We start from the raw sequence: 21,437 nt of genomic DNA, 5'->3' as shown, positions 1-21,437 counted from the left end.
TTAAAGCGGTGGCGTTCTATCATCTTTTGAGAGAACGCCACCGCTTCATACTGCTTGTGAAGAGTTATATATCTTCTTAGTTGAGGTAGAAGATTTTGTCCTTATTCTCAGCCATGTGCTGTGCGTTCCAGTCTGCACCGCCGTCAAGGTTTGCAGCGAGGAATACTGGTGCGCTGATACCTTGTGCCACAAGATTCTCGATAATGCCTGCAGATAGTGAATGCAAGATTGCGGTGGAGGTGACTCCAGATGCAGGGGTGAACTTCTGAGGCACGCCCTCTAGGCTCAGCACTGCGTCTCCTGCATCTACTTGGTTGTCGATGAGGATATCTGCATGGTCTTTGAGTTTGGTTCCGTCGGGTACACGTGAGGTGACCGCTTCGGTGTATTTAGAGGAGGTGAGTCCTACGACGAAAATACCGCGAGCGCGTGCTTCACGTGCGAGCTCTACGGGGAGTGCGTTGCGTCCGGAGACGGAGACTACGATGAGGACGTCTCCTTCTTTGAGTGGTGCATTGTTGAGCACTACTTCAGCGTATCCGGGCATCTGTTCCATCTGCGACCCGAGGGTGGTTGGGCGTGTGGTGAGTGCTTCAACACCGGGTGCGTAGAGTGGGTTGATGAGCATGAGTCCGCCGGCACGGTAGACGATGTCTTGTACGGGAAGGCTGGAGTGTGAAGCGCCGAAAGCGAAGATGCGTGCGCCTTGTGCTACGCGGTCTGCGATAGCTTGTGCGGCTTTGTCGATGGTGGGGACTTCTTCTTCACGAATTTTTTCGAGAAGTGAGATGATTTGTTGGTAGTAGCTATCGAGTAGCTGTGACATGATGACCATCCTTTACGATGTATGAGTCGAATGGGGGGGTATGTGATGTGGATTGGGGGAGTGTTCTTAGGCGAGGATGCCGAGAAGTTGTCCAATCCAGTGGATGATGATGCCCGGTACGATGGCGTCAGGAACAGTGAAGCCTAGTCCTGATGCGCCGAGGGCGGGTAGGTCGCCGAAGGCGTTGATGTGGTAGGCGAAGGAGATGAGAATCCAGCCGAGGAATCCCCAGAGGAAGCCTCCTAGCCATGCTGCGGTTCGTCCGCCGGTAGAGTTTGCGAAGATTGCTGCGGTACCGGATGCGAAGAATGCAACGATCATGGAGGGGATTGGTACTGGCCAACCTAGTGCAACGCAGATAACCATGCCGGTGATTTGGCCGATGAGACCTGAGATGAGGCCGATGAGTAGTGCGTTGGGGGCGAAGGCGAAGAGTACAGGAACGTCCAGCGCGGGGATGGCGTTGGGGATAACTTTTTGGGAGATACCTTCGAATGCGGGAACGATTTCGCCGATGAGCATGCGGACACCGTAGAGGAGGATGAGCATACCTGCGGTGAATTGCATGGCCATCATGAAGGAGAAGATGACCCAGCTTTGTCCGTCGGAGATGCCGCCGTCTGCTACGGGTGCTTCGAAGGCGCTTACTCCTGCGGAGCTGACTGCTGCTAGTGCTGAGCCGAGTGAGACAATCATCATGACGATGGAGGTGGATACTGCAACGTCGCGGAAGAATGAGAGTTTCTCGGGGAGTTTGATGTCTTCGGTGGATTTTTCTTTGTTTCCTACGACCATGCCGAGGTATCCGGCGAGGACGTTGAGGAGGGTTTGTCCGTGTGCGAAGCCGACGTCATTTCCGCCGGTGATACGACGGACGAAGGGTTGTGCGATGGCGGGGGCGAACGTCATGTATGCGCCGTCGATGAGGGAGGCGATGATGACGGTCCATACGGGGCCTAGTCCGAGTTGGTAGATGGCGATGGTGAATGCGCCGGCGTGTACCCAGATCATATGTCCGGTGAGGTAGACGTAGTGCCATGGGGTGAATCGTGCGAGGAGTAGGTGCACGATGTAGCCGAAGAGCATGGTGAGACCAATTTGTGAGCCGAGGGCTGCTACTGGTCCGGTTTGTACTGCTGAGACGACGGCTTCGTCGAAGGTGACGAATGTGGTGATGTTACTGGCGGGGAACGCCATCTCGAACATCTTTTGGATGGGTGCTAGGCCTTGGATGAGGACTGTTGCACCGCCGGCGATGATAAGTAGTGATAGTGCTGTTTTGATGGTGCCGGTGATGACTTCATCGGCTGCTTTTTTCTGTGCGACTAACCCAATGAACGCAATGAATCCGACGATGATTGCGGGGATTTGGATGAGTTGTACGAAAAAGTCAAGGAGAGAGTTCATTGCTTCTACCTCAAGCTATATGGGGAATGGGGAGTGGTGTGGCTAGTTGCCTGCGGTGAAGTCGTTTACTGCGGCGAGTACTTTGGTTTTGACTTCATTTTTGTCGATGAGGTTGTCGATGAGTACGACGATTGCTTTGGTTCCTTCAACATTTTTTGCCATTCCGGTGGTGGTGACGACGATGTCTGAGGGTTGTGATTTGAAGGAGCCAAGGTCGATAGCTTGTACTTTTGCTTCGATATTTTCTGCGTTGAGGAGGGTGCGGATTTGGCTTGCGAGCATCATAGAGGTTCCGAGTCCCATGCCGCATACGGTTGCAATTGAAATCATGATGATTATTACCTTTTCTTTGTGTTGTTTTATTGGGTGAAAACTTCCATCAGTTGAACATCGCTGCTCGCCTGACGGGCCTTTTTGATGAGTTCTTGTTGTCCGAGGACGTCTGCTAGTTCTTGGATTTTTTCCATGTGTCCGTCGGTGCTTTCGGATGCGAAAGAAATGAGGAAGTCGACGGGGTCGTTATTTTTGCTGCCGAATTTTACGGGGGTAGCTAGTGTGACGACTGCTGTTCCTGCTTTGAGGACTCCGCTGGTTGCTTTTGCATGGGGCATGGCAATGCCGGGGATGAAGACCATATATGGTCCGAAGTCTTCGACACCTTTGATCATTGCTTCGGTATATTCTTTGGTCGCTATTCCGGCTTCTTCGTAGAGTTCACCAACGATGCTGATGGCTTCTCTCCAGTCTTTTGCTGTGCGTTGGGCTGAAACAACGTCTGGTACGAAGGTCATTGAGACCACCTCATCTTTCTCAACTGTTACACAAGCCATCATAATGATTGAAAATGACTGATGTAAAGCAAGTTGAGTGAACTTTTCGCAAAATAATCAAAATTAGTCACTTTGTTAAATAAAGTGATTTCTGACTTTTAGTAACACACTTTTCATGTTAAATGCCGATTTTCTAGGGTAATCTTCTTGGTTTCTAGGGTTTTTGGTGGAGTGTTGGCGAGTAAACGTGACTGATTGAAAATTATTCTTGTGGACACAAAAAGAATCATATGCAATCATAATTGTGAAAACTTTTGATTAATTGGGTGATGGGTTTTGACAAAAACCTAACCCAAACGCAGAAAGGTCCACAACTATGACAACCCCCGGCGCCCACATGAAAGAAGAGCTCCTCAGCCAACCACAAACTTGGGCACAAGCACTTGAACTAGACACCTCTGCGCTTCCCCAAGACGGCACAAAAGTCGCAGCCGTAGGATGCGGAACATCCTGGTTCATGGCACAAAGCTATGCAGCACTACGCGAAAGTGAAGGCCGCGGACTCACTGACGCCTTCACCGCAACCGAAGTACCCACCGAACGCGACTACGACGAATACCTCATCATCTGCCGTTCCGGAACCACCAGCGAAATCATCACCTTCATGGAATCCGTCAAAGGTAAAAAACCCATCACCGTACTTGTCGGAGTAGCAGACTCACCCGTAGCAGAACTAGCAGACCGCGTCGTAGACCTCGGCTTCGCCGACGAACAATCCGTCGTACAAACCCGCTTCGCCACCACCGCACTCATGCTCCTCCGCTCCTCCATCCACAGCCGCGACATCTGCCAAAACGCCATCAAAGACTGCGAACGAGCACTATCCGAACCACTAGATCCAGAACTCATCAACGCAGAACAATACTCATTCCTCGGCACCGGCTGGACAGCACCCATCGCCACCGAAGCGGCACTAAAAATGCGTGAATCCTCGCAAAAATGGACAGAATCCTACAACTCCATGGAATACCGCCACGGACCTATCGCCATCGCCTCAGAAGGTCGTATCACCTGGCAATTCGGACAAGCACCAGCAGGCCTTCGCGAACAAGTAGAAGCCACCGGTGCACGCTTCGAAAACCAAGACCTAGACCCCATGGCAGACCTTGCACGCCAACACCTCGTAGCACTCGAAACAGCCCTAGCCAACGAGCTAGACCCCGACCAGCCACGCAACCTCACACGCTCAGTCATCCTCAACTAAGCACAAACTGAAGGTAGAGGTAAAAGCCATGAACACATCAGCCGTTGTCGCTATCACGCTCAACCCCGCACTAGACATCACCATCACCATCGAGCACCTCAGCGCAGAATCAACACTACGCATTCCCGCCGCTCAACGTCGCCTCGGAGGTAAAGGACTCAACGTCGCCAACGTCGCCGCCGAACAAGGCTATACGGCCGTGGCTCTAGGGCCCATCTGTCAAGAATCTCTCCAAGAGCTTCACCAACGACAAGCTGAGCAACGCAACACAACGTACCCCCTCAACGACGGTGTGCACACGGCTTTTACCCCTACCCCCACACCTTTACGTAGCACCTACGCAATACACCAAAAACACGACTCCTCCACCACCATCATCAACGAAAACGGTGCAGAACACCCAAGCCACGTGTATGAAGGAATCCTCAACACCCTAGAAGACACCCTCAGACACTACGAGCACTGTGCCGTAACGCTCTCTGGCTCTTTCCCACCAGCAGCACCCACCACACTTATCAGCGACATCAGCATGCTCTGCCAACGCTACGGCAGCACTTTCATCGTAGATACCTCAGGGCAACACCTCCTCGACGCCGCCCAAGCACACGCCGACTACCTCAAACCTAACTATTCCGAACTTCTCGAAGCCACCCAATCAGACGAACTCTTCACCGCTGTCAAAAAACTTCAAAACCTCGGCGCTCAAAACATCATCGTCTCTTGCTCAGAAGACGGACTGTACTTCATCAACCACCATCAGGCATACCGCGCCAAACTCGCCCAACCACTGCAAGGTAACCCCACCGGCGCCGGAGACGCACTCGTCGCAGCACTCGCTACCGGACTTATCGACAAACTTCCCACCGAAGAACTCCTCCGCCGAGCAATCTGCTGGTCTGCCTCAGCACTCACACAACCTATCGCCGGAGCTATTGGCACCGAATGGGAATCCCTCAACACCAACATCCTGATGGAAAAAATCCGCTAACCCAAACTTTTATCCCCTGAACACAACCACGACAGGAAAGAAAACCATGCCACAAATCAACACCATCGACCTCGTACGCTCCGCCGACCAAAACCGCAGAGGAATCGGAGCCTTCAACGTCGTCCACCTAGAAACAGCAGAAGCCATCGCACAAGCTGCCGAAACAACAGGCTTACCCGTTATCATGCAGCTAAGCCATAACTGCATCAACTTCCACGGCAACCTCACCCCACTGGGGCAAGCCATGATCGACATCGCACAACTCTCCACCGCAAACATCGCAGTACACCTAGACCACTGCGAATCAGTAGACTTAGCCTGCCAAGCTATCGACCTCGGTTTTAACTCCGTCATGTACGACGGCTCCACCCTACCGTATGAAGAAAACCTCGCCGCCACGGTCAAAGTTGTAGAGTACGCCCACCGCAACGGCGCCAGCGTAGAAGCCGAACTTGGAGAAATCGGAGGCAAAAAAGGTGCCCACACCCCTGGTGTACGCACCGACCCCACCGAAGCACACGAGTTTGTACAAGCCACAGGGGTAGACACCCTAGCTGTTGCCGTCGGTAGCGAACACGCCATGACCGAACGCACCGCACGACTAGACCACGAACTCATCACACAATTACGTGAATCTGCTGGTGTCCCATTGGTCCTTCACGGATCTTCTGGTGTCAGCGATGAGCAGATTCTCCAAGGAATCCGCTCCGGTATGACTAAAATCAATGTATCAACACACCTTAACAGTTTCTTTACTGAAGCTATTGCACAATACCTTCACCAAAACCCAACAGTTGTGGACTCCCGCAAATACTTGGGTGCTGCACGAGAAGCGTTAAGCGCAGAAGCCGCCCGACTATTGAGCGTCTTCGCCGGTTAAAGTGCGTTGAGAATAACCTCAAATAACTAGCTCATAGTGAATGGAACACGACCGACGATGCGCAGCCAACGACATGCCGAAATACTGGAACTCCTCAACGAACGCCAGTGCCTTAGCGTCAACGAAATTATTGACGCCCTAGACATCTCAGCTGCAACAGCCCGACGAGACCTTGACTACCTCGCCGGCGAAGGTCTTCTGCAACGAACCCGTGGCGGAGCACAAAGTAACCAAAACGTCCTCGCCAGCCCTATGAGCCGTAGAGACTCTTCTCACCTACCACAAAAAACCGCTATCGCACGTGCTGCTATCGAGCATCTACAACCTGGCATGATTATTGGCTTTACAGGAGGTAGCACCGTCGGAGAAGTCGCCCGCGAATTATCACAATGGGTCTACCAACACCAAGATGTTGAACTTAACGCTGCTCAGCCTCTTCTAACCGTCGTCACCAACGCGGTAGATATTGCTTATGCGCTCGCGGAGAACTCCCGTATCAAAATTGTTCTCATCGGTGGTGAAGTCAACAGCTACTCCTACGAAATTACAGGGCCTTTTGCGACCGACATGCTCAAAAACATCTCTCTTGATTTGGCATTTATCGGTGTAAACGGTTTTGACCAAAATGGGCCGGGAACAGTGAACGAATATGAGGCCATGGTGAACTCTGCGATGGCAACACGTGCAGAAAAAACTTTTATTGTCGCTGATTCTTCAAAGTTTGGAAAACGCTCATTCTCTAGTGTGGGCGGAGTCGAAAATATCTCAGAAGTGATTACCGACTCTCAGCTGCGACCAGAACTTGCTGAGGAAGTTCAAAACCTCGGCTATAACCTCAAAATTGTTGATTTATAACATCCTAAAGGTGTGAATATATACCATGTCTTCTCTTCTGATTCATTCAGCAACCGTCTACGACGGAACCATCGGCGGCGTTTATCCCGATAGTGCAGTTCTCGTTGAGGACGGAAAAATCATCGATATTCTGAGCACCTCTGAATGGAAGACAAAACAAACCCCTGATACCCGTATTGTTGATGCACAGGGCGCGCCCGTCGTTCCCGGATATCTTGATATACATCATCATGGCGGGGGAGGGCATGCCTATGATGAGGCAAATCTTGATACTGCACGTGTTGCACTCAACGCCCACCGTCAGCATGGAACAACCCGAAGCGTCTTATCGTTCGTGACGAACTCGATAGAACATATGGCAGGCGCTCTGAGCACTTTTCAACAGCTACTCAAAGACGATCCGCAGGTTCTTGGATTCCACGCCGAAGGGCCGTTTCTTCACCCACAACATAAGGGTGCTCACCCCGAAAAACTGCTCAAAGACCCATTAGCTGAAGACGTCGAGAGACTGCTTGAAGCTTCAGACGGACACCTCCGACAGATTACTTTAGCCCCTGAACGTCATGGTGCTTTATCTGCAATACAACGTTTTACTAGTGCTGGAACAGCTGTAGCTGTTGGCCATACAAACGCCACCTATGAGCAAGCTCAGCAGGCTTTTGCTGCAGGCGCTTCACTACTGACCCACACGTTTAATGGGATGAACGGTATTCACCATCGTGCCCCCGGTCCGGTGATCGCCGCTTTAGAAGAACAATCTGTGTCTCTAGAAGTTATTAATGACGGTATTCATGTCCACCCATCAGTAGTGCATACTCTTTTCCGTGAGGCTCCAGAACGTATTGTCTTGGTAACTGATGCGATGTCAGCTGCTTGTAACCCGGATGGCTTGTATATTTTGGGTACTTTAGATGTCAAAGTCGAGAATGGTGTTGCTCGTTTAGTACACGGGGATTCTCTTGCTGGCTCCACTTTGACGATGGACTACGCCGTGCAGCACGCTGTACGTTCTGTTGGCGTGGGATTAGACGTTGCGGTTGCTTCGGCAACGTCTCATGCTGCTCATGCTATTGGTTTGGGGCGAAGCTATGGGCGAATTGCTCCAGGGTATTCGGGAGATATCCTGATTTTGGATGAGCAGACGTTACTTCCAAACCATATTTATGTAGATGGCGTCCCTCAGAGATAGTATGTTTGCGTATTTCACCGATGTTTAGCGAACTTCATCGCTGGTAGGTTTGGTAGAAGTCATCGAGATAGTAGCAATTTCTCGTGCTCCTTGACCGAACGCAAAACTGCATATTGTTGAGGTGATAAAAATGACGCCAGCTAAAACCATTGCCCATTGAGGACCTAACCTATCCGATAACGGGCCAACGAGTGAATTTCCGATGAGCATTCCGCCGGTCATGACAACTGTCATAAGAGAAAACAATCGCCCTTGAAACTCTTCTGGTGCAGATTGAACAAATACTAAGTTGCCAACAACTTCTTCTGGGCCATACGCAAGACCCCATATGAACCATAAGATGCAAAACATCAGAAATTGGGGTTCAAAACCCATCAGCATATTGGTGAGTCCGTATATTGTTCCAGATGCTAGAAGCCAGGACCGTGCTCCTCCTCGGAACTTCATTTTGCCAGCGATTATAGAACTAGAAATCGTTGCTACACCATAGCAAGCTGACGCAATCCCAAACTCAAAACTTGTTAGCCCTAAATTTTCGCTCACGTATGGAACTGCAGAAAGAACGCCAATAGGAACTGCTGTCATTGAGAAGAACCAGAAAATATACAGGGTCTTTAATGCTGGGATATTTCTGGCTATCTCAATGCCCGCTTTGAGCATGTCGATATTCTTTTGGCCTTGATGTTTTTCGGCCCGATTTTTATAGTCTGTATCAAAATTTTTGATGGTGTATATGAGCAAAGCATATACACCATAGAGAATGCCACAGATGACAAGTGTGTGCGAAGCGCCGATAAAACCTACTAGAGCGCCACCCATCACGGGGCTAACTGATTGCATGAAGAATGAGACACCAGCTCTTTTTCCGATAAAGTCTTGATAGTTCTCTCCAAAGATAAGAGGCAGGCTAGAGTACATCGCGGGTCGTTCTAATGCACCTACGCTAGAAGAAATAAAAGAGATAACCATCATTGCAAAAATACCGGCAGAAGCCCATGTCAGAGGCAATGTTATTAATAGAATAGATTGCAGAATGTTAGAGTAAGCAATGATTTTTTGCCTGTTGAGCTTCTCAACTTGTGGAGAGCCTAGTATTCCTACAAGAATTGCAGGAATAGCACCAGAGACTGCAACTAGAGACGCCGATGAGAGCTTTCCTGTTGCTGTATACACCAGAAACGGAGATGCTATTGTTCTTATTCCCTCAGACGCTTCTGAAAGCATGAGAGCAGATAAAATTCTATACTCTAAAAATTTAGAAGATTTACATATAACGGCCATTGGTCTTCACTCGAGGCTTCTCTTCCTATAACACGGTTGATTATCGTTGAATGAAGGAACACATCATCGCTTCAAAAGCGAGTTTTGCACTAGCATTCGTTGAAATACGTTTACGTGTTAGCCTCAAAGTATCTAAATGTCCGAGTGCTTGTTCTGGGCTCATTCGTTGCGCATAATCATGTAATTCTGCGGTGAGGTGAGTATTAATCAGTGCAGAACCAGTACCAAGCTGTATCGTCAGCACGTCTCTAAACACCGTTTGCAGATCAATGAGAAAACGGTCTAACGTGTCGGTAGCCATTCGCCGACTACGACGTTTCTGCTCTTCTTCTAACTGACGAATCTGAGCTTTAACATTGGGTGTTATCTGTTCGTCTTCTGCTATTCCAAGGGACCTCAAAAGCTCTTGCAACTCACGTTCATGTCGTTCTTTTGACGTATGATCGGCTTCTGCCTGAGCGATATTAACGAGCTCTTGAGCAGCACGCATTGCTGCTGGAACAGATGAAAGAAAAATAGGCATACGAACTACCTGTTCACGGCGTTGACGTGCCTCAGCAGAACGTACAAGATGACGGGCAACCCCAATATGTCCTTGTGCCAGTGACGCACAATGACGTGCAAGAGCTTCTGGATACCCCTCGATACCGGCAAGAAGTTTAACGACCTCTTCTCGATGAGGTACTCGCAGCGTGACGGGTCTACAACGAGAACGAATTGTTACCAGAACATCTACGGGGGATGGCGCACAAAGAATCCAGATGGTATGTTCTGGTGGTTCTTCAATGGCTTTGAGTAAGACGTTAGATGTTCTTTCTGGCATCCTATCGGCATCTTCGACGATGATAATACGCCAGCGCCCTACGGCAGGTCTATCTTGAGCTTTGGTGACGAGTTCTCTTGCCTGCTCAATTTTAATGTTGATATTCTCAGTGGAAAAGTGCGTCAAATCTGCGTGGGTACCGCGTAAAACACTATGGCAGGTTTTGCATACTCCACACCCACGACGTTGAGGTTTGGGCTCTTCACAGAGTAAGGATGCGGCAAATGCTCGTGCCATGGTTGATCGTCCTGAACCGGGCGGGCCTGTAAAAAGCCATGCATGTGTAGGACGTTCTAACTGGGCTTGTTGACGGAGTTGTTCTACAACTTCTGGTTGTCCGATGAGTGTATTCCAGATGCTCATCCTTGCTCCTGAATATATTGGATGAGGTGGGCATAGATATTTTGGTGAATCTGTTCAATGTCTTCTTGCGCATCAATACACACGTAATGGTGTGTTTTTGCTGAAGCTGATTGTGGTAAATCATTGAATGCTTGTTGTATTTTTTGGTGAAAGCTATCTGGTTCTGCTTCTAGACGGTCTTGTTGTCCTCGACGATGAGTGCGTTGTCGGCTTTTCTCTAAGGGCAGGTTGAGTAAGAACGTAATATCTGGGTGCAGGTTTTCAGTGGCCCAGAGTGAAAGGTTTGTGATGTTTTCTTGGCCAAGTTCCCGCCCAACACCTTGATAAACGGCAGAAGAATCAATATACCGGTCGCATAGTACAATTTTACCTTCTGCTAAGGCGGGACGGATTAGTTGTTGGGCGTGAGCGGCACGTGATGCCGCAAAGATGAGAGCTTCAGTTCTCGCGTCAATAGTTGTTTCTGCATTTTCGAGGACGATCTGACGCAGTTTCTCACCGATGGCGGTGCCTCCCGGCTCTCGGGTGCATATAACATCGTAGTTTTCTTGGCGTAGTCGTCGCTCCAAGAGTTTGACTTGGGTAGATTTACCAGCACCATCGCCACCTTCAAAGACAACGAATATTCCGTTACCTAGATGTCCTGTTGCGCGGTGCTGTGCACTATAGTTTAGAGATTCGCTCACACTTATAAGAGTATCAAAGCAATAGAAATAGGTACTTAGCTCAAAAGTGTCTTCTGCGGTAAGTAATAGAAATGTTTTCTGCTGTTAAAAAGTGTACGTACTATCGTTGACGGTTGAGTTCAGCGTAGTCTAATGGGTATGAGCACAACAAAAGACATTTCTGCAGCAACATATGTGGTCAGCGCTGGTCGTCCAGCCCCAGAGCACGATGCTCCGGTGAACCCTCCTGTTATTTTCTCCTCAACTTATCGTGGAGCAGGCACTGTAGACCCTGACCATGACAAGGTCTATGCACGCTTTGACAACCCTACGTGGAATGGTTTTGAAGAAGTCGTCGCTGGTATTGAGGGCGCGTCTCTTCCGGGGCTTGTCTTTTCGTCAGGAATGGCAGCTATATCTGCGGTCATGGATTTAGTTCCTGCTGGTGCAACGATCCTGATTCCACGTCACGTGTACATGAGCTCAGCAACAATTGCTGAAGACTTGCAACGTCGTGGTGTTGCTGAGGTGATTCGCTTAGATATCGAGAACACTCAAGAAGTTCTTGATGCTTTAGAGAGAGTCTCTCAAAAATATGATTTAGCTGGAAAAACTCCTCATTATTCTGCCCCTGAAGCGCTTTTATGGTTAGAGAGCCCCACAAACCCCATGCTAGAAGTCGCTGATTTACCCACGATTTTGAGTGCTGCTCAACGGCTTGGCGTGCTTTCTGTTGTCGATAATACTTTTTCAACAGGTTTAGTTCAGCAGCCTTTAGCTTTGGGCGCTGATGTGGTGGTTCATTCTGCAACGAAGTATTTATCAGGGCATTCTGACGTTCTTTTAGGGATTGCGATAACTTCTCATCAGCCGTTACGGGAAGCTATTTTGCGTTATCGTACGTTACATGGCGCTATTGCTGGCCCGATGGAAGCATGGTTAGCGTTAAGGGGTATTCGTACATTGTCTTTACGCATGGAACGTTCTATGAGTAATGCGCTGGAACTGGCTCAGCGTTTGAGTAAGCATCCTGCTGTCGCACAGGTGCGTTATCCGGGTCTTCCGGAGGATGCTGGGTATGAGCGCGCTCGCCAACAGATGAATGGTTTTGGTGCTGTACTGTGTATTGTTCTTGACGCTGATGCGGTGCAGACTCAGCAGGTGGTGGAGCGTTTGCGGTTGTGGACTCCTGCAACGAGTTTAGGTGGTGTGGAATCTTTGGTGGAGCGTCGTCGTCGTCATCCCTCGGAGCCAGAGAGTATTCCTGAATCGTTGATTCGTTTATCTGTGGGTATTGAGCATGTTGATGATTTATACGCTGACTTGTGTGAAGCTCTTGATGGTTTAGCCAAATGATAGGCTGTGTTATATGAGTCCTCTATCTATTGTTGTGTATTTTCAGTGGGGCGTATCTGCTTTGTTCGCTCTGGTTGTTGCTGGTTTGTCTTTATGGGCATTGTTAGATGCTGTTCGTGCTACTGATTATGCTTATCAGTCGGCTTTTAAACGGACTAAGACTTTTTGGGTTGCCTTAACTGGTGGTAGCGTCTTGGCTTCTGCTTTGGCTCTTTTGACGTTGTCTCAGGGCGGTGTCCCTAATTTGTTCTTCCAGCTTTTTGCAGCGATTGCGGCTGGTGTGTTCTTAGCTGATGTCCGCCCGGTTGTTACGGTACGTCGCAATAAAAACTATTAAACACAACTAAACGCAAAAGATTCTGAGGGGTTTGCGATGTGCTGTTATCGCGCATCATAAACCCCTCTATTGTGCATTGATTAGTGTATTTATAAGATTTCTTGTATTTTTTCTTGATGTTCGTCGCGTATTTTCCAGAACTTTTAGGGATTTTTAAGTGGGAATACCTTTGCATGTGTGGATAGTAGTGGAACAATGGAGATATGACTTACAAACTAGTATTACTCCGTCATGGCCAGTCCGAATGGAACGAACTCAACCTCTTTACCGGTTGGGTGGACGTTAACCTCACCGAACAGGGCCGCGCAGAAGCTCAACGCGGTGGACAAATGCTCAAAGAGCGCAATATCCTTCCCGATGTTGTTCACACCTCTCTACAACGCCGCGCTATCAATACCGCAAACCTCGCTCTTGACGCTGCAGATCGTCTGTGGATTCCTGTCAAACGTAACTGGCGTTTGAACGAGCGTCACTATGGTGCTCTACAGGGCAAAAACAAATCCGAAACTCTTGAAAAATACGGTGAAGAGCAGTTCATGACATGGCGTCGTTCTTATGACGTTCCACCTCCTGCACTTGACGATAATGACGAGTACTCTCAGGCGAACGATCCTCGTTATGCTGATATCGAGAACGCTCCTCGCACCGAATGCCTCAAGGACGTTCTAGAACGTATGCTTCCTTACTGGGAATCAGACATTAAACCAGACCTAGCTTCTGGTAAAACTGTTCTCGTTGCAGCTCACGGTAACTCCTTGCGTTCTTTGGTCAAGCACCTTGAAGGTATCTCTGACGAAGACATCGCTGGTTTGAACATTCCTACTGGCATTCCGCTGTACTACGAGTTGGACGAGAATTTCCAACCGCTTAAAGCTGGTGAATATCTTGATCCTGCTGCTGCAGCTGAAGCTATCAAGGCTGTTGCTAACCAAGGCAAAAAATAATATCTAGATTGTTTTCTTCGGCGTCTCTAGCTTGTCTAGGGGCGCCGTCGTTTTGTCTGGAAGGGAAATTGCAGGTGAACATTCATCTTTTGATGTTCTTCTAGTTTTCCTTCTGCGTCTGTTAAGAATAAGCTGGTGTTTGTGGACCCTATCCTCATTGCTCTAATTTTTATTATGGTTGGTCTTGCTATTGGCGTATTGAGCATGTGGGCTGTCACTAAAAGTGACCGTGAACGTGCGCAATGGGCAGATATTGAAGAGCCAAGTATTCAAGACGGCGCTGCCGAAGTGCTTGCTGTAATTGGTCGCGCCTATGTTGTGGTGGACGCTGTTGACGGTGTGGTTCAAGCTTCACCCGGTGCATATGCTTTAGGGCTGGTCCGTGGGCACACCATCGTGTGCGAAGAGATGATTGAGATGATTCGTCAGGCTCGTAGCGGTGGCACTATCGCAGAACGTGAAATATCTTTGATCCGTGGAGTAATGACTAAGAGTACTCTTGTCATTGATTTACGTGTCGCTCCTTTGCGCGATGAATATATTTTAGTTCTTGCCGATGACCGTACCGAAATCGCTCGAGTTCAAACCATTCGTAATGACTTTGTTGCCAACGTCTCTCATGAACTTAAAACACCTGTTGGTGCTATCGGGTTGATGGCAGAGGCCATCGAATCGTCTTCAGACGACCCAGAATCAGTAGAGTATTTTTCACAACGGTTACAGAAAGAGTCTCGTCGTTTAGCTTCTTTGGTCCAAGACGTCATCGAGCTTTCTCGGTTGCAGTCTGCTGATGTGGTTCGTCAATCTCAGCTTGTTGACGTCAACGACCTAATAACCGGTGCCATTGATAGAAACCGTATTACTGCTGAGGGTAAAAATATCACGTTGAGTTCTCAAGGGTGGGCGAAGCATTTGGTGCATGGAGACCCTGAGCTTTTAGGTACTGCGTTACGTAACCTCATTGAGAACGCTATCCGTTATTCTCCTGAATCAACGCATGTGACGGTTTCTGTTCGTCAGGATGAAGAGAATATTTATATCTCTGTGACGGACGAGGGTAATGGTATCGCTCGCGAGGAACAAGACCGTATCTTTGAACGTTTTTATCGTATTGATCCTGCTCGTTCTCGTCAGACCGGTGGCACTGGCTTGGGGCTAAGTATCGTCAAGCACGTGATGGCTCAGCATGGCGGCGAGATATCTCTTGAGTCAGAGGTTGGTCAAGGATCTACGTTTACGATGTCTTTGCCGATGGTTGATGAACAAACTGAGCATGACTTATTAGGGTCAGAAAGCGTCACCTACGCCCCGTAGACGAGGTGTGCTCGTACAATTTTTGTAGAGGCTCAAACATTGTTGAGAGCTATATTTTCTGAATGTAAAGGACATAACTATATGGCTAGGATCTTAGTTGTTGAAGATGAAGAAGCTTTGAGCGAGCCTCTCGCCTTCTTACTAGGACGTGAAGGGTTCGACGTTCAGGTCGTTGATAACGGTATTGACGCTGTTGTTGAGTTTGAACGTAATGGTGCTGACCTTGTTCTTCTTGATGTCATGCTTCCTGGTCAGTCGGGTATGGAAGTGTGCAAGCAACTACGTGCCCAGTCTTCTGTTCCTATCATTATGCTCACTGCTAAAGACAGTGAGATTGATAAGGTACTTGGTTTAGAGCTTGGCGCTGACGACTATGTCACAAAGCCTTATTCTTCTCGTGAGCTTATTGCTCGTGTACGAGCGGTGTTGCGCCGTCAAAGTGATGGTGAAGAATTAGAGCCTTCGAGCGCTGTCGAAGTTGGTCCTGTGCGTATGGACGTTGAACGGCACATTGTCACTGTTGACGGTGAGACGGTGACAATGCCGTTGAAAGAGTTTGAGCTACTTGAGATGCTCTTGCGTAATGCTGGTCGAGTTTTGACACGTTCTCAGCTGATTGACCGTGTATGGGGCTCTAATTATGTGGGAGATACGAAGACTCTTGATGTTCATATTAAGCGTATTCGTTCAAAGATTGAGCCAGATCCTTCAGCTCCTCGCTATGTTGTGACGGTACGTGGCTTGGGCTATAAGTTTGAGTCTTAGGTTTTACGGTTTAATAGGCAGATAAAAAAGCTGGTGGGCACTCACATCACAGTGAGTGCCCACCAGCTTTTTATGACAGAAGCGGTGCCGTGTTTTAGTGTCCGCTAGATTCTGCTGGTGTTGCGCTTGCACTAGACATTGCGGCATTCGGAACGAATGGTTTGTACTCTGGTAGTGTGCCGTCAAGTACGGGAATGTTTACCGGTTCGCTATGTCCGTTGGAGCTGACTTTTACATCAAGTAGCATGAGCCCAGGGTTTGCACCAGCTGGGTCGATGATGAGTTTGTGGGATTCATCTTCTAAACGAATTTCTTTGCCTGCTGGTACGGTGATGTTTTCTGCACCGGCAGGGAAGTTGATGGTGACGGTAGCGTCTTCTTTGCCGTTGTTGAGGATAGTTCCGAGAACTCGCCCGTCAGCGTCTGCTGATTCTGCGATCACCATAATGTTACGTACGGCAATGTCTCCTACGTTTGCTGATACGCCATCAGAGGGTGAGTATTGGAATGTTGTTGGCTGGGTGTAGATGTATCCACAGCCTGTTGTGGTGAGCGCTGCAAGTGCGATGGTGGTGCAAGCGGCTGCACGTTTGAGCGTGGAGGAGACGGCAAACTTCACGGCATGAACTCCTTGATGGTTACGAAGCATTATCGTTGTGCTGAGGTAAATGTGTGTGTCTCAATACAACTGAAAATATTAGGGTCTTTCGTATACAGTCTAACGGTTTAACGACGGAACGTCTGTATCTGCTCAATGGAGGGCGGATGAAAAGGCGGATAAATGCTAAATATAAGGTTTTTGTGGCTTAAAAATTACTTCTGGTGGTTCTTAAATCTTCCCATGATAGACTAGTTAAGCTGAAAGGGGTTTATCCATATGCTTTTTGAGGTTGGCGAAACCGTCGTTTACCCTCACCACGGTGCTGCAACAATCGAAGAAATTAAGATGCGCACTATTCGTGGTGAAGAAAAAATGTACTTAAAACTCAAGGTTGCTCAGGGCGACCTTGTGATTGAGGTACCTGCTGAGAACGTTGATATGGTGGGCATGCGTGATGTCGTTGACGAACGCGGCTTACAAGAAGTTATCGACGTGCTGCAGGCCCAAGATACTGAAGAAGCCGCAAACTGGTCTCGTCGTTATAAAGCAAATGTTGAGAAACTTGCTTCCGGCGACGTGATTAAGGTTGCTGAGGTCGTTCGTGACTTATGGCGTCGCGAGAACGACCGTGGTCTTTCTGCTGGTGAGAAACGTATGCTCGCTAAAGCTCGTCAGATTCTTTCGTCCGAGGTTGCTTTGGCTAAAGATATTGACGAACAATCTGCTGAGAAAGAACTCGATAAAATTCTCGAAGACGTCTAAAAATCTAGAATATTTATTCTTTTCTATCCGGTAGGCTCATGGCTGTGACTAATACCGATAGTTTTTCTCAGATGGCGGACGACGTTGCTGGAACATCTCCAGTAGCGTCGTTCGCCGTCGTCGTTCTTGCCGCTGGTTCTGGTACTCGTCTTGGATACGGTATCCCTAAAGCTGCTGTTCAACATTCTGGCAAGACCTTATTAGAGTGGGCTCTAGCTAGCGTTGATGCTTCTGGTGTTGCTTCACGTATCGTTGTTACTGTTCCGAAAGGCGATACTGCTCTGACGAAGATTGCTGCTAACTATGGTGCTCTTACAGTGTCTGGCGGGTCAAGCCGTGCTGAGTCTGTTGCTTTAGCATTATCTGCCTTAGACAATGCTCCCGTGCGTTCTGGCTTTTCTTCTGACGCGCCTTCTCACGTGCTCATCCACGATGCGGCACGAAGTTTTACACCTGTTGAGGTGTTTCATCGGGTCTGCCAGTCATTATCTTCAGGGCAGGCTGCCGTCATTCCCGTTCTTCCGGTTGTCGATACGATTAAGACGGTAGATACAGACGGGTACGTGCGTTCTACTGTGCAGCGTTCTGTGCTGCGTTCTGTTCAGACTCCGCAAGGTTTCCATCTCAAAACGTTATTAGAGGCATACCGGCAGACAGAACAGCAAGGTTTAAATGATGAGATTACCGACGATGCATCTGTTGCTGAAATGTGCGGTATCCCCGTAAAAACTGTTCTTGGAGATTTCCGTTCACTAAAGATTACTGTCGCTGAGGATTTGGCGTTAGCTTCAGCGTTAAAACTTGCAGATGAGTTATCTGCTGTTTCAGAGAAAGATTGATGTCTAGAATGATAATTCCTCGTACTGGGATTGGTATTGACGTTCATGCTTTTAGCACAGACCCTCAGACACCACTGTGGGTTGCTGGGCTGCTGTGGGATGGAGAAGTTGGGCTATCGGGTCATTCTGATGGTGACGTTGTGGCTCACGCTGCTGCTGACGCTCTTTTTTCTGCTAGCGGTACTGGGGATTTAGGGTCAAATTTTGGAGTCGACCGTCCAGAACTCAAAGGTGCTTCTGGCATTTTCTTGTTGGAGGAAGCTGCACGGATTGTGCGTTCTTCTGGTTTTGAGATTGGCAATATTGCGGTTCAGCTGGTAGGCAACCGTCCCAAGTTTTCTCCTCGTCGTCAGGAGGCTCATGACGTTCTTTCGAAGGCGGTTGGTGCACCGGTAACGGTTACTGCTACGACAACTGATGGCTTGGGGCTAACCGGTCGAGGTGAAGGCATTGCCGCTATTGCTACAGCATTGGTGTATCCGTCTTCTTCCGTTGCAGATAAAGAGTAACGGGTAGTAACTACTCACACTTATCGCGGGGTGTCGTTGGTTAAAACGTGCGCCTTTGCTCAGCTTTGCATAGACTAAGGGAGTGACTTTGCGTTTTTACGATACTGCTACTGCTTCTATTCGAGATTTTATTCCTGTCCGCCCCGGACATGCGTCGCTTTATTATTGTGGTGCGACGGTTCAGGGCGCCCCTCATATTGGGCATGTGCGTTCTGCCTTGGTTTTTGACCAGCTGTCTCGGTGGCTTCGCTACCGTGGTTATCAGGTGACAACGGTTCGTAATGTCACTGATATTGACGATAAGATTCTTGTGAACTCTGCGCGCTCTTTTGAAGCGGACTATGAGGGCGAGTACCCTTGTGAGCCTTGGTGGGCTTTAGCGTATCGTTACGAGAAAGTTTTTGCGCAGGCCTATGATGCTCTTGGTATTGACCCACCAACCTATGAGCCTCGAGCGACGGGGCATATTCCGCAGATGTTCTCTCTGATTGAGCGGTTGATAGATGCTGGTCATGCGTATCCTGCGTTGGATGATTCTGGTGACGTATATTTTGATGTTCGTTCGTGGCCTAGCTATGGTGCGTTGACTCATCAGCATATTGATGACATGCAAGATGCGGCTGATGCTGATCCTCGCGGTAAGCGTGACCCTCGTGATTTTGCGTTGTGGAAGGGCTACAAAGCGGGTGAGCCGGAGTCTGCTTCGTGGGATTCTCCGTGGGGCCGTGGTCGTCCAGGCTGGCATTTGGAGTGCTCTGCGATGGCTGGTCGTTATCTTGGTTCTCATTTTGATTTTCATGGTGGCGGTTTAGATTTACGTTTCCCTCATCATGAGAATGAGTTGGCGCAGTCTACTGCTGCTGGTGATGCTTTCGCGAATTTCTGGCTTCATAATGGTCTGGTCACTTATGAGGGTGAGAAGATGTCGAAGTCTATCGGCAATACGGTTTCTCCTGAGCAGATGCTTCAGAGCGCGCGGGCTCTTGCTGTTCGTTATTATTTGGGTCAGGCTCATTATCGTTCAGTGCTTGATTATCGTCCGACGTCGTTGGAAGAGGCTACGGCTTCGGTAGAACGTATTGAGGCGTTTCTTGCTGCAACTGTTTCTGAGCATCGTTTGGGTGAGGTTCCTGAAGAGTTTGCTCAGGCAATGGACGATGATTTGAACATTCCTCGTGCACTAGCTGTTGTTCATGAGTATGTTCGTGCCGGTAATTCTGCTCTTGCTCAGGGGGAGGATGTTTCTTCTATCGTTGTTGCTGTTTATACGATGGTTGATGTTTTGGGTCTTCGTTCGTTGATGAGTTTTTCTGCCTCTGGTCAGGGTTCTTCGGCTGCTGCTGAGGTTGCGTTGGATTCGTTGATTCAGGGCATGTTGTCTGAGCGTTCTGTTGCTCGGGAACAAAAAGATTGGGCACGCGCTGATGAGATTCGTGATGCTCTTTCTGCTGCTGGTGTGACGATTAAGGACGGGGCTTCAGGTTCTACTTGGTCGTTGTCGTAGTTTTTTAGTTTTGGTATAGATATGTTCTCTGCTTGTCTCAGGGCGCATATATTGGATATATAGATGTGAAGTCGTAGAGGTTTCTACGCAGGATATTGAGGAATAGTTATGGCTAAGGCTGGGCGTCGTCCTGGAGCGACGACAAAGAAAAAGGGTCCTACTAAGGGAACCGGTGGTAAGAACCGTAAGTCTCTTGAGGGTAAGGGGCCTACTCCTAAGGCGGAGGATCGTCCGTATCATAAGGCGTATAAGATGAAGCGTGCGGCTGAGCGTCGTCAGGTTGGTTTGCATTCTCGTCCGCAGCCTCGTTTGGGTGGTAAGCGTACGAGCGAGGAGCTAGTGACCGGTCGTAATGCGGTGTTGGAAGCGTTGAAGACGGATATTCCGGCGAAGCATTTGTATGTGATGAGTCGTATTGATGCTGATGAGCGTGTTCGTGAGATTATGACGTTGGCGAATAAGGCTGATTTGCCGATGCTTGAGATTTCTCGTGGTGAGTTGGATCGTTTGACGGAGGGTTCTGTTCATCAGGGTATTGCTTTGCAGATTCCTCCGTATAAGTATCCTGATGCTACGGATTTGGTTTTGTCGGTGATGGAGTCTCATCATGCTGGTGAACTTTCTTCTGCTCCTCTTTTTGTTGCGTTGGATGGTATTACTGATCCTCGTAATTTGGGTGCCATTATTCGTAGTGTTTCGGCGTTCTCTGGTGATGGTGTGATTATTCCTGAGCGTCGGTCTGCTGCTGTGACTGCTTCTGCTTGGAAGACTTCTGCTGGTGCTGCTGCTCGTATTCCTGTTGCGATGGCTACGAATTTGACTCGTGTTGTTCAGCAGGCAAAAGATGCTGGTGTTTTTGTTGTTGGTCTTGATGGTGGTGGAGACATTCTTCTGCCTGAGTTGGAGCTTGCTTCTGAACCGTTGATGATTGTTGTTGGTTCTGAGGGTAAGGGTCTGTCTCGTCTGGTGACGGAGAATTGTGATCAGATTGTTTCTATTCCTATTGATTCTGCGATGGAGTCGTTGAATGCGTCGATGGCGGTGGGTATTTCTTTGTATGAGGTATCTCGTCGTCGTGCGTTGAGCAGCTAGTTGTGAGTTGTTTGAGCCGGTTATTTCTTCTTGTATGAGGGGAGGTAGCCGGCTTTTTTGTGTATTTTGGGTGCTTTGAGAACTTTTTTTAAATCTTTTTTGC

General features: G+C 48.8%; 23 protein-coding genes. 15 read left to right on the top strand and 8 right to left on the bottom strand.

The window, feature by feature from the left end; all coding sequences use genetic code 11:
* Positions 1-76: 76 nt before the first annotated feature.
* The 4 genes from ACN084_RS08420 to ACN084_RS08405 all read right to left on the bottom strand — a co-directional run bounded on the left by ACN084_RS08420 (position 77) and on the right by ACN084_RS08405 (position 3,024).
* Positions 77-826, bottom strand: a complete 750-nt coding sequence (locus tag ACN084_RS08420; protein WP_419106551.1) for a sugar isomerase domain-containing protein — start codon at positions 824-826, stop codon at positions 77-79.
* A gap of 66 nt (positions 827-892) precedes the next feature.
* Positions 893-2,233: a PTS ascorbate transporter subunit IIC gene (locus ACN084_RS08415; RefSeq protein ID WP_419102376.1), complete on the bottom strand. Its 1,341-nt coding sequence runs from the start codon at positions 2,231-2,233 to the stop codon at positions 893-895.
* Positions 2,234-2,275: 42 nt separating this feature from the next.
* Positions 2,276-2,563, bottom strand: coding sequence for a PTS sugar transporter subunit IIB (locus ACN084_RS08410; RefSeq protein ID WP_419102377.1), 288 nt, complete (start codon positions 2,561-2,563; stop codon positions 2,276-2,278).
* Between the two features lie 29 nt (positions 2,564-2,592).
* The gene (locus ACN084_RS08405; RefSeq protein ID WP_419102378.1) at positions 2,593-3,024 is read right to left on the bottom strand and encodes a PTS sugar transporter subunit IIA; all 432 of its coding nucleotides are present in this window, start codon (positions 3,022-3,024) and stop codon (positions 2,593-2,595) included.
* A gap of 355 nt (positions 3,025-3,379) precedes the next feature.
* Here ACN084_RS08405 and ACN084_RS08400 point away from each other — a divergent pair, with 355 nt between their 5' ends.
* The 5 genes from ACN084_RS08400 to nagA are packed head-to-tail and all read left to right on the top strand — an operon-like array spanning position 3,380 to position 8,179.
* Positions 3,380-4,267, top strand: coding sequence for an SIS domain-containing protein (locus ACN084_RS08400; protein ID WP_419106550.1), 888 nt, complete (start codon positions 3,380-3,382; stop codon positions 4,265-4,267).
* 28 nt (positions 4,268-4,295) lie between these two features.
* Entirely contained in the window at positions 4,296-5,255 is a 960-nt protein-coding gene (locus ACN084_RS08395) for a 1-phosphofructokinase family hexose kinase (RefSeq protein ID WP_419106549.1), read from the top strand.
* Between the two features lie 46 nt (positions 5,256-5,301).
* Positions 5,302-6,135, top strand: coding sequence for a class II fructose-bisphosphate aldolase (locus ACN084_RS08390; protein ID WP_419102381.1), 834 nt, complete (start codon positions 5,302-5,304; stop codon positions 6,133-6,135).
* Positions 6,136-6,192: 57 nt separating this feature from the next.
* Complete coding sequence (locus tag ACN084_RS08385) at positions 6,193-6,990, top strand: DeoR/GlpR family DNA-binding transcription regulator (RefSeq protein WP_419106548.1); 798 nt, start codon at positions 6,193-6,195, stop codon at positions 6,988-6,990.
* A gap of 25 nt (positions 6,991-7,015) precedes the next feature.
* Complete coding sequence (gene nagA, locus ACN084_RS08380; protein ID WP_419106547.1) at positions 7,016-8,179, top strand: N-acetylglucosamine-6-phosphate deacetylase; 1,164 nt, start codon at positions 7,016-7,018, stop codon at positions 8,177-8,179.
* Positions 8,180-8,203: 24 nt separating this feature from the next.
* Here the strand turns inward: nagA and ACN084_RS08375 are convergent, their stop codons facing one another.
* From ACN084_RS08375 to tmk, 3 genes are all read right to left on the bottom strand, one after another.
* Positions 8,204-9,403 carry an MFS transporter gene (locus ACN084_RS08375; RefSeq protein ID WP_419106546.1) on the bottom strand — a complete coding sequence of 400 codons (1,200 nt, stop codon included), beginning with the start codon at positions 9,401-9,403 and terminating at the stop codon, positions 8,204-8,206.
* 97 nt (positions 9,404-9,500) lie between these two features.
* Positions 9,501-10,646 carry a DNA polymerase III subunit delta' gene (locus ACN084_RS08370; RefSeq protein WP_419106545.1) on the bottom strand — a complete coding sequence of 382 codons (1,146 nt, stop codon included), beginning with the start codon at positions 10,644-10,646 and terminating at the stop codon, positions 9,501-9,503.
* Positions 10,643-11,332, bottom strand: a complete 690-nt coding sequence (tmk, locus tag ACN084_RS08365; RefSeq protein WP_419106544.1) for a dTMP kinase — start codon at positions 11,330-11,332, stop codon at positions 10,643-10,645. Before tmk ends, ACN084_RS08370 begins: the two co-directional genes overlap by 4 nt.
* A gap of 138 nt (positions 11,333-11,470) precedes the next feature.
* Between tmk and ACN084_RS08360 the strand changes: the two genes are divergently transcribed.
* The 5 genes from ACN084_RS08360 (at position 11,471) to ACN084_RS08340 (ending at position 16,027) form a co-directional block, all read left to right on the top strand.
* The gene (locus tag ACN084_RS08360) at positions 11,471-12,667 is read left to right on the top strand and encodes a trans-sulfuration enzyme family protein (protein WP_419106543.1); all 1,197 of its coding nucleotides are present in this window, start codon (positions 11,471-11,473) and stop codon (positions 12,665-12,667) included.
* 13 nt (positions 12,668-12,680) lie between these two features.
* Positions 12,681-13,004, top strand: a complete 324-nt coding sequence (locus tag ACN084_RS08355) for a DUF2516 family protein (RefSeq protein WP_419106542.1) — start codon at positions 12,681-12,683, stop codon at positions 13,002-13,004.
* Positions 13,005-13,207: 203 nt separating this feature from the next.
* Entirely contained in the window at positions 13,208-13,948 is a 741-nt protein-coding gene (locus ACN084_RS08350) for a phosphoglyceromutase (RefSeq protein WP_419103787.1), read from the top strand.
* Positions 13,949-14,083: 135 nt separating this feature from the next.
* Positions 14,084-15,262 (top strand): sensor histidine kinase, encoded by a 1,179-nt coding sequence (locus ACN084_RS08345; RefSeq protein WP_419106541.1) that lies wholly within the window; start codon positions 14,084-14,086, stop codon positions 15,260-15,262.
* 81 nt (positions 15,263-15,343) lie between these two features.
* On the top strand, positions 15,344-16,027 hold the full coding sequence (locus tag ACN084_RS08340) for a winged helix-turn-helix domain-containing protein (RefSeq protein WP_419102390.1): 684 nt from the start codon (positions 15,344-15,346) through the stop codon (positions 16,025-16,027).
* 94 nt (positions 16,028-16,121) lie between these two features.
* On the opposite strand, the gene ACN084_RS08335 is transcribed toward ACN084_RS08340, so the two are convergent.
* On the bottom strand, positions 16,122-16,646 hold the full coding sequence (locus ACN084_RS08335) for a hypothetical protein (RefSeq protein ID WP_419106540.1): 525 nt from the start codon (positions 16,644-16,646) through the stop codon (positions 16,122-16,124).
* Between the two features lie 258 nt (positions 16,647-16,904).
* Between ACN084_RS08335 and ACN084_RS08330 the strand changes: the two genes are divergently transcribed.
* The 5 genes from ACN084_RS08330 (at position 16,905) to rlmB (ending at position 21,334) form a co-directional block, all read left to right on the top strand.
* A complete protein-coding gene (locus tag ACN084_RS08330) occupies positions 16,905-17,390 on the top strand; it encodes a CarD family transcriptional regulator (protein WP_419102392.1) in 486 nt (161 codons plus the stop codon).
* Positions 17,391-17,434: 44 nt separating this feature from the next.
* On the top strand, positions 17,435-18,229 hold the full coding sequence (gene ispD / locus ACN084_RS08325; protein ID WP_419106539.1) for a 2-C-methyl-D-erythritol 4-phosphate cytidylyltransferase: 795 nt from the start codon (positions 17,435-17,437) through the stop codon (positions 18,227-18,229).
* An 8-nt stretch (positions 18,230-18,237) separates the two neighbouring features.
* Positions 18,238-18,738: a 2-C-methyl-D-erythritol 2,4-cyclodiphosphate synthase gene (gene ispF, locus ACN084_RS08320; protein WP_419102402.1), complete on the top strand. Its 501-nt coding sequence runs from the start codon at positions 18,238-18,240 to the stop codon at positions 18,736-18,738.
* Positions 18,739-18,820: 82 nt separating this feature from the next.
* A complete protein-coding gene (gene cysS / locus ACN084_RS08315; protein WP_419106538.1) occupies positions 18,821-20,242 on the top strand; it encodes a cysteine--tRNA ligase in 1,422 nt (473 codons plus the stop codon).
* 108 nt (positions 20,243-20,350) lie between these two features.
* On the top strand, positions 20,351-21,334 hold the full coding sequence (gene rlmB, locus ACN084_RS08310; protein WP_419103781.1) for a 23S rRNA (guanosine(2251)-2'-O)-methyltransferase RlmB: 984 nt from the start codon (positions 20,351-20,353) through the stop codon (positions 21,332-21,334).
* The last annotated feature ends 103 nt before the right edge of the window (positions 21,335-21,437 follow it).

This window comes from Rothia sp. P7208 (genome assembly GCF_048512915.1).
Lineage (GTDB): Bacteria > Actinomycetota > Actinomycetes > Actinomycetales > Micrococcaceae > Rothia.
Note: the sequence above shows the minus strand (reverse complement) of the source record. Positions and strands in the feature narration are given on the sequence as shown.

Bases quoted from the DNA above. Each gene is read 5' to 3' on its own strand.
- ACN084_RS08390 (WP_419102381.1), top strand. From the start codon at position 5,302: ATGCCACAAATCAACACCATCGACCTCGTACGCTCCGCCGACCAAAAC.
- ACN084_RS08340 (WP_419102390.1), top strand. From the start codon at position 15,344: ATGGCTAGGATCTTAGTTGTTGAAGATGAAGAAGCTTTGAGCGAGCCT.
- ACN084_RS08355 (WP_419106542.1), top strand. From the start codon at position 12,681: ATGAGTCCTCTATCTATTGTTGTGTATTTTCAGTGGGGCGTATCTGCT.
- ACN084_RS08375 (WP_419106546.1), bottom strand. From the start codon at position 9,403: ATGCTTTCAGAAGCGTCTGAGGGAATAAGAACAATAGCATCTCCGTTT.
- ACN084_RS08420 (WP_419106551.1), bottom strand. From the start codon at position 826: ATGTCACAGCTACTCGATAGCTACTACCAACAAATCATCTCACTTCTC.
- ACN084_RS08410 (WP_419102377.1), bottom strand. From the start codon at position 2,563: ATGATTTCAATTGCAACCGTATGCGGCATGGGACTCGGAACCTCTATG.
- nagA (WP_419106547.1), top strand. From the start codon at position 7,016: ATGTCTTCTCTTCTGATTCATTCAGCAACCGTCTACGACGGAACCATC.
- rlmB (WP_419103781.1), top strand. From the start codon at position 20,351: ATGGCTAAGGCTGGGCGTCGTCCTGGAGCGACGACAAAGAAAAAGGGT.
- ACN084_RS08415 (WP_419102376.1), bottom strand. From the start codon at position 2,233: ATGAACTCTCTCCTTGACTTTTTCGTACAACTCATCCAAATCCCCGCA.
- ACN084_RS08405 (WP_419102378.1), bottom strand. From the start codon at position 3,024: ATGACCTTCGTACCAGACGTTGTTTCAGCCCAACGCACAGCAAAAGAC.
- ACN084_RS08370 (WP_419106545.1), bottom strand. From the start codon at position 10,646: ATGAGCATCTGGAATACACTCATCGGACAACCAGAAGTTGTAGAACAA.
- ACN084_RS08360 (WP_419106543.1), top strand. From the start codon at position 11,471: ATGAGCACAACAAAAGACATTTCTGCAGCAACATATGTGGTCAGCGCT.
- ACN084_RS08330 (WP_419102392.1), top strand. From the start codon at position 16,905: ATGCTTTTTGAGGTTGGCGAAACCGTCGTTTACCCTCACCACGGTGCT.
- ACN084_RS08395 (WP_419106549.1), top strand. From the start codon at position 4,296: ATGAACACATCAGCCGTTGTCGCTATCACGCTCAACCCCGCACTAGAC.
- ACN084_RS08350 (WP_419103787.1), top strand. From the start codon at position 13,208: ATGACTTACAAACTAGTATTACTCCGTCATGGCCAGTCCGAATGGAAC.
- ACN084_RS08385 (WP_419106548.1), top strand. From the start codon at position 6,193: ATGCGCAGCCAACGACATGCCGAAATACTGGAACTCCTCAACGAACGC.
- ispF (WP_419102402.1), top strand. From the start codon at position 18,238: ATGATAATTCCTCGTACTGGGATTGGTATTGACGTTCATGCTTTTAGC.
- ACN084_RS08400 (WP_419106550.1), top strand. From the start codon at position 3,380: ATGACAACCCCCGGCGCCCACATGAAAGAAGAGCTCCTCAGCCAACCA.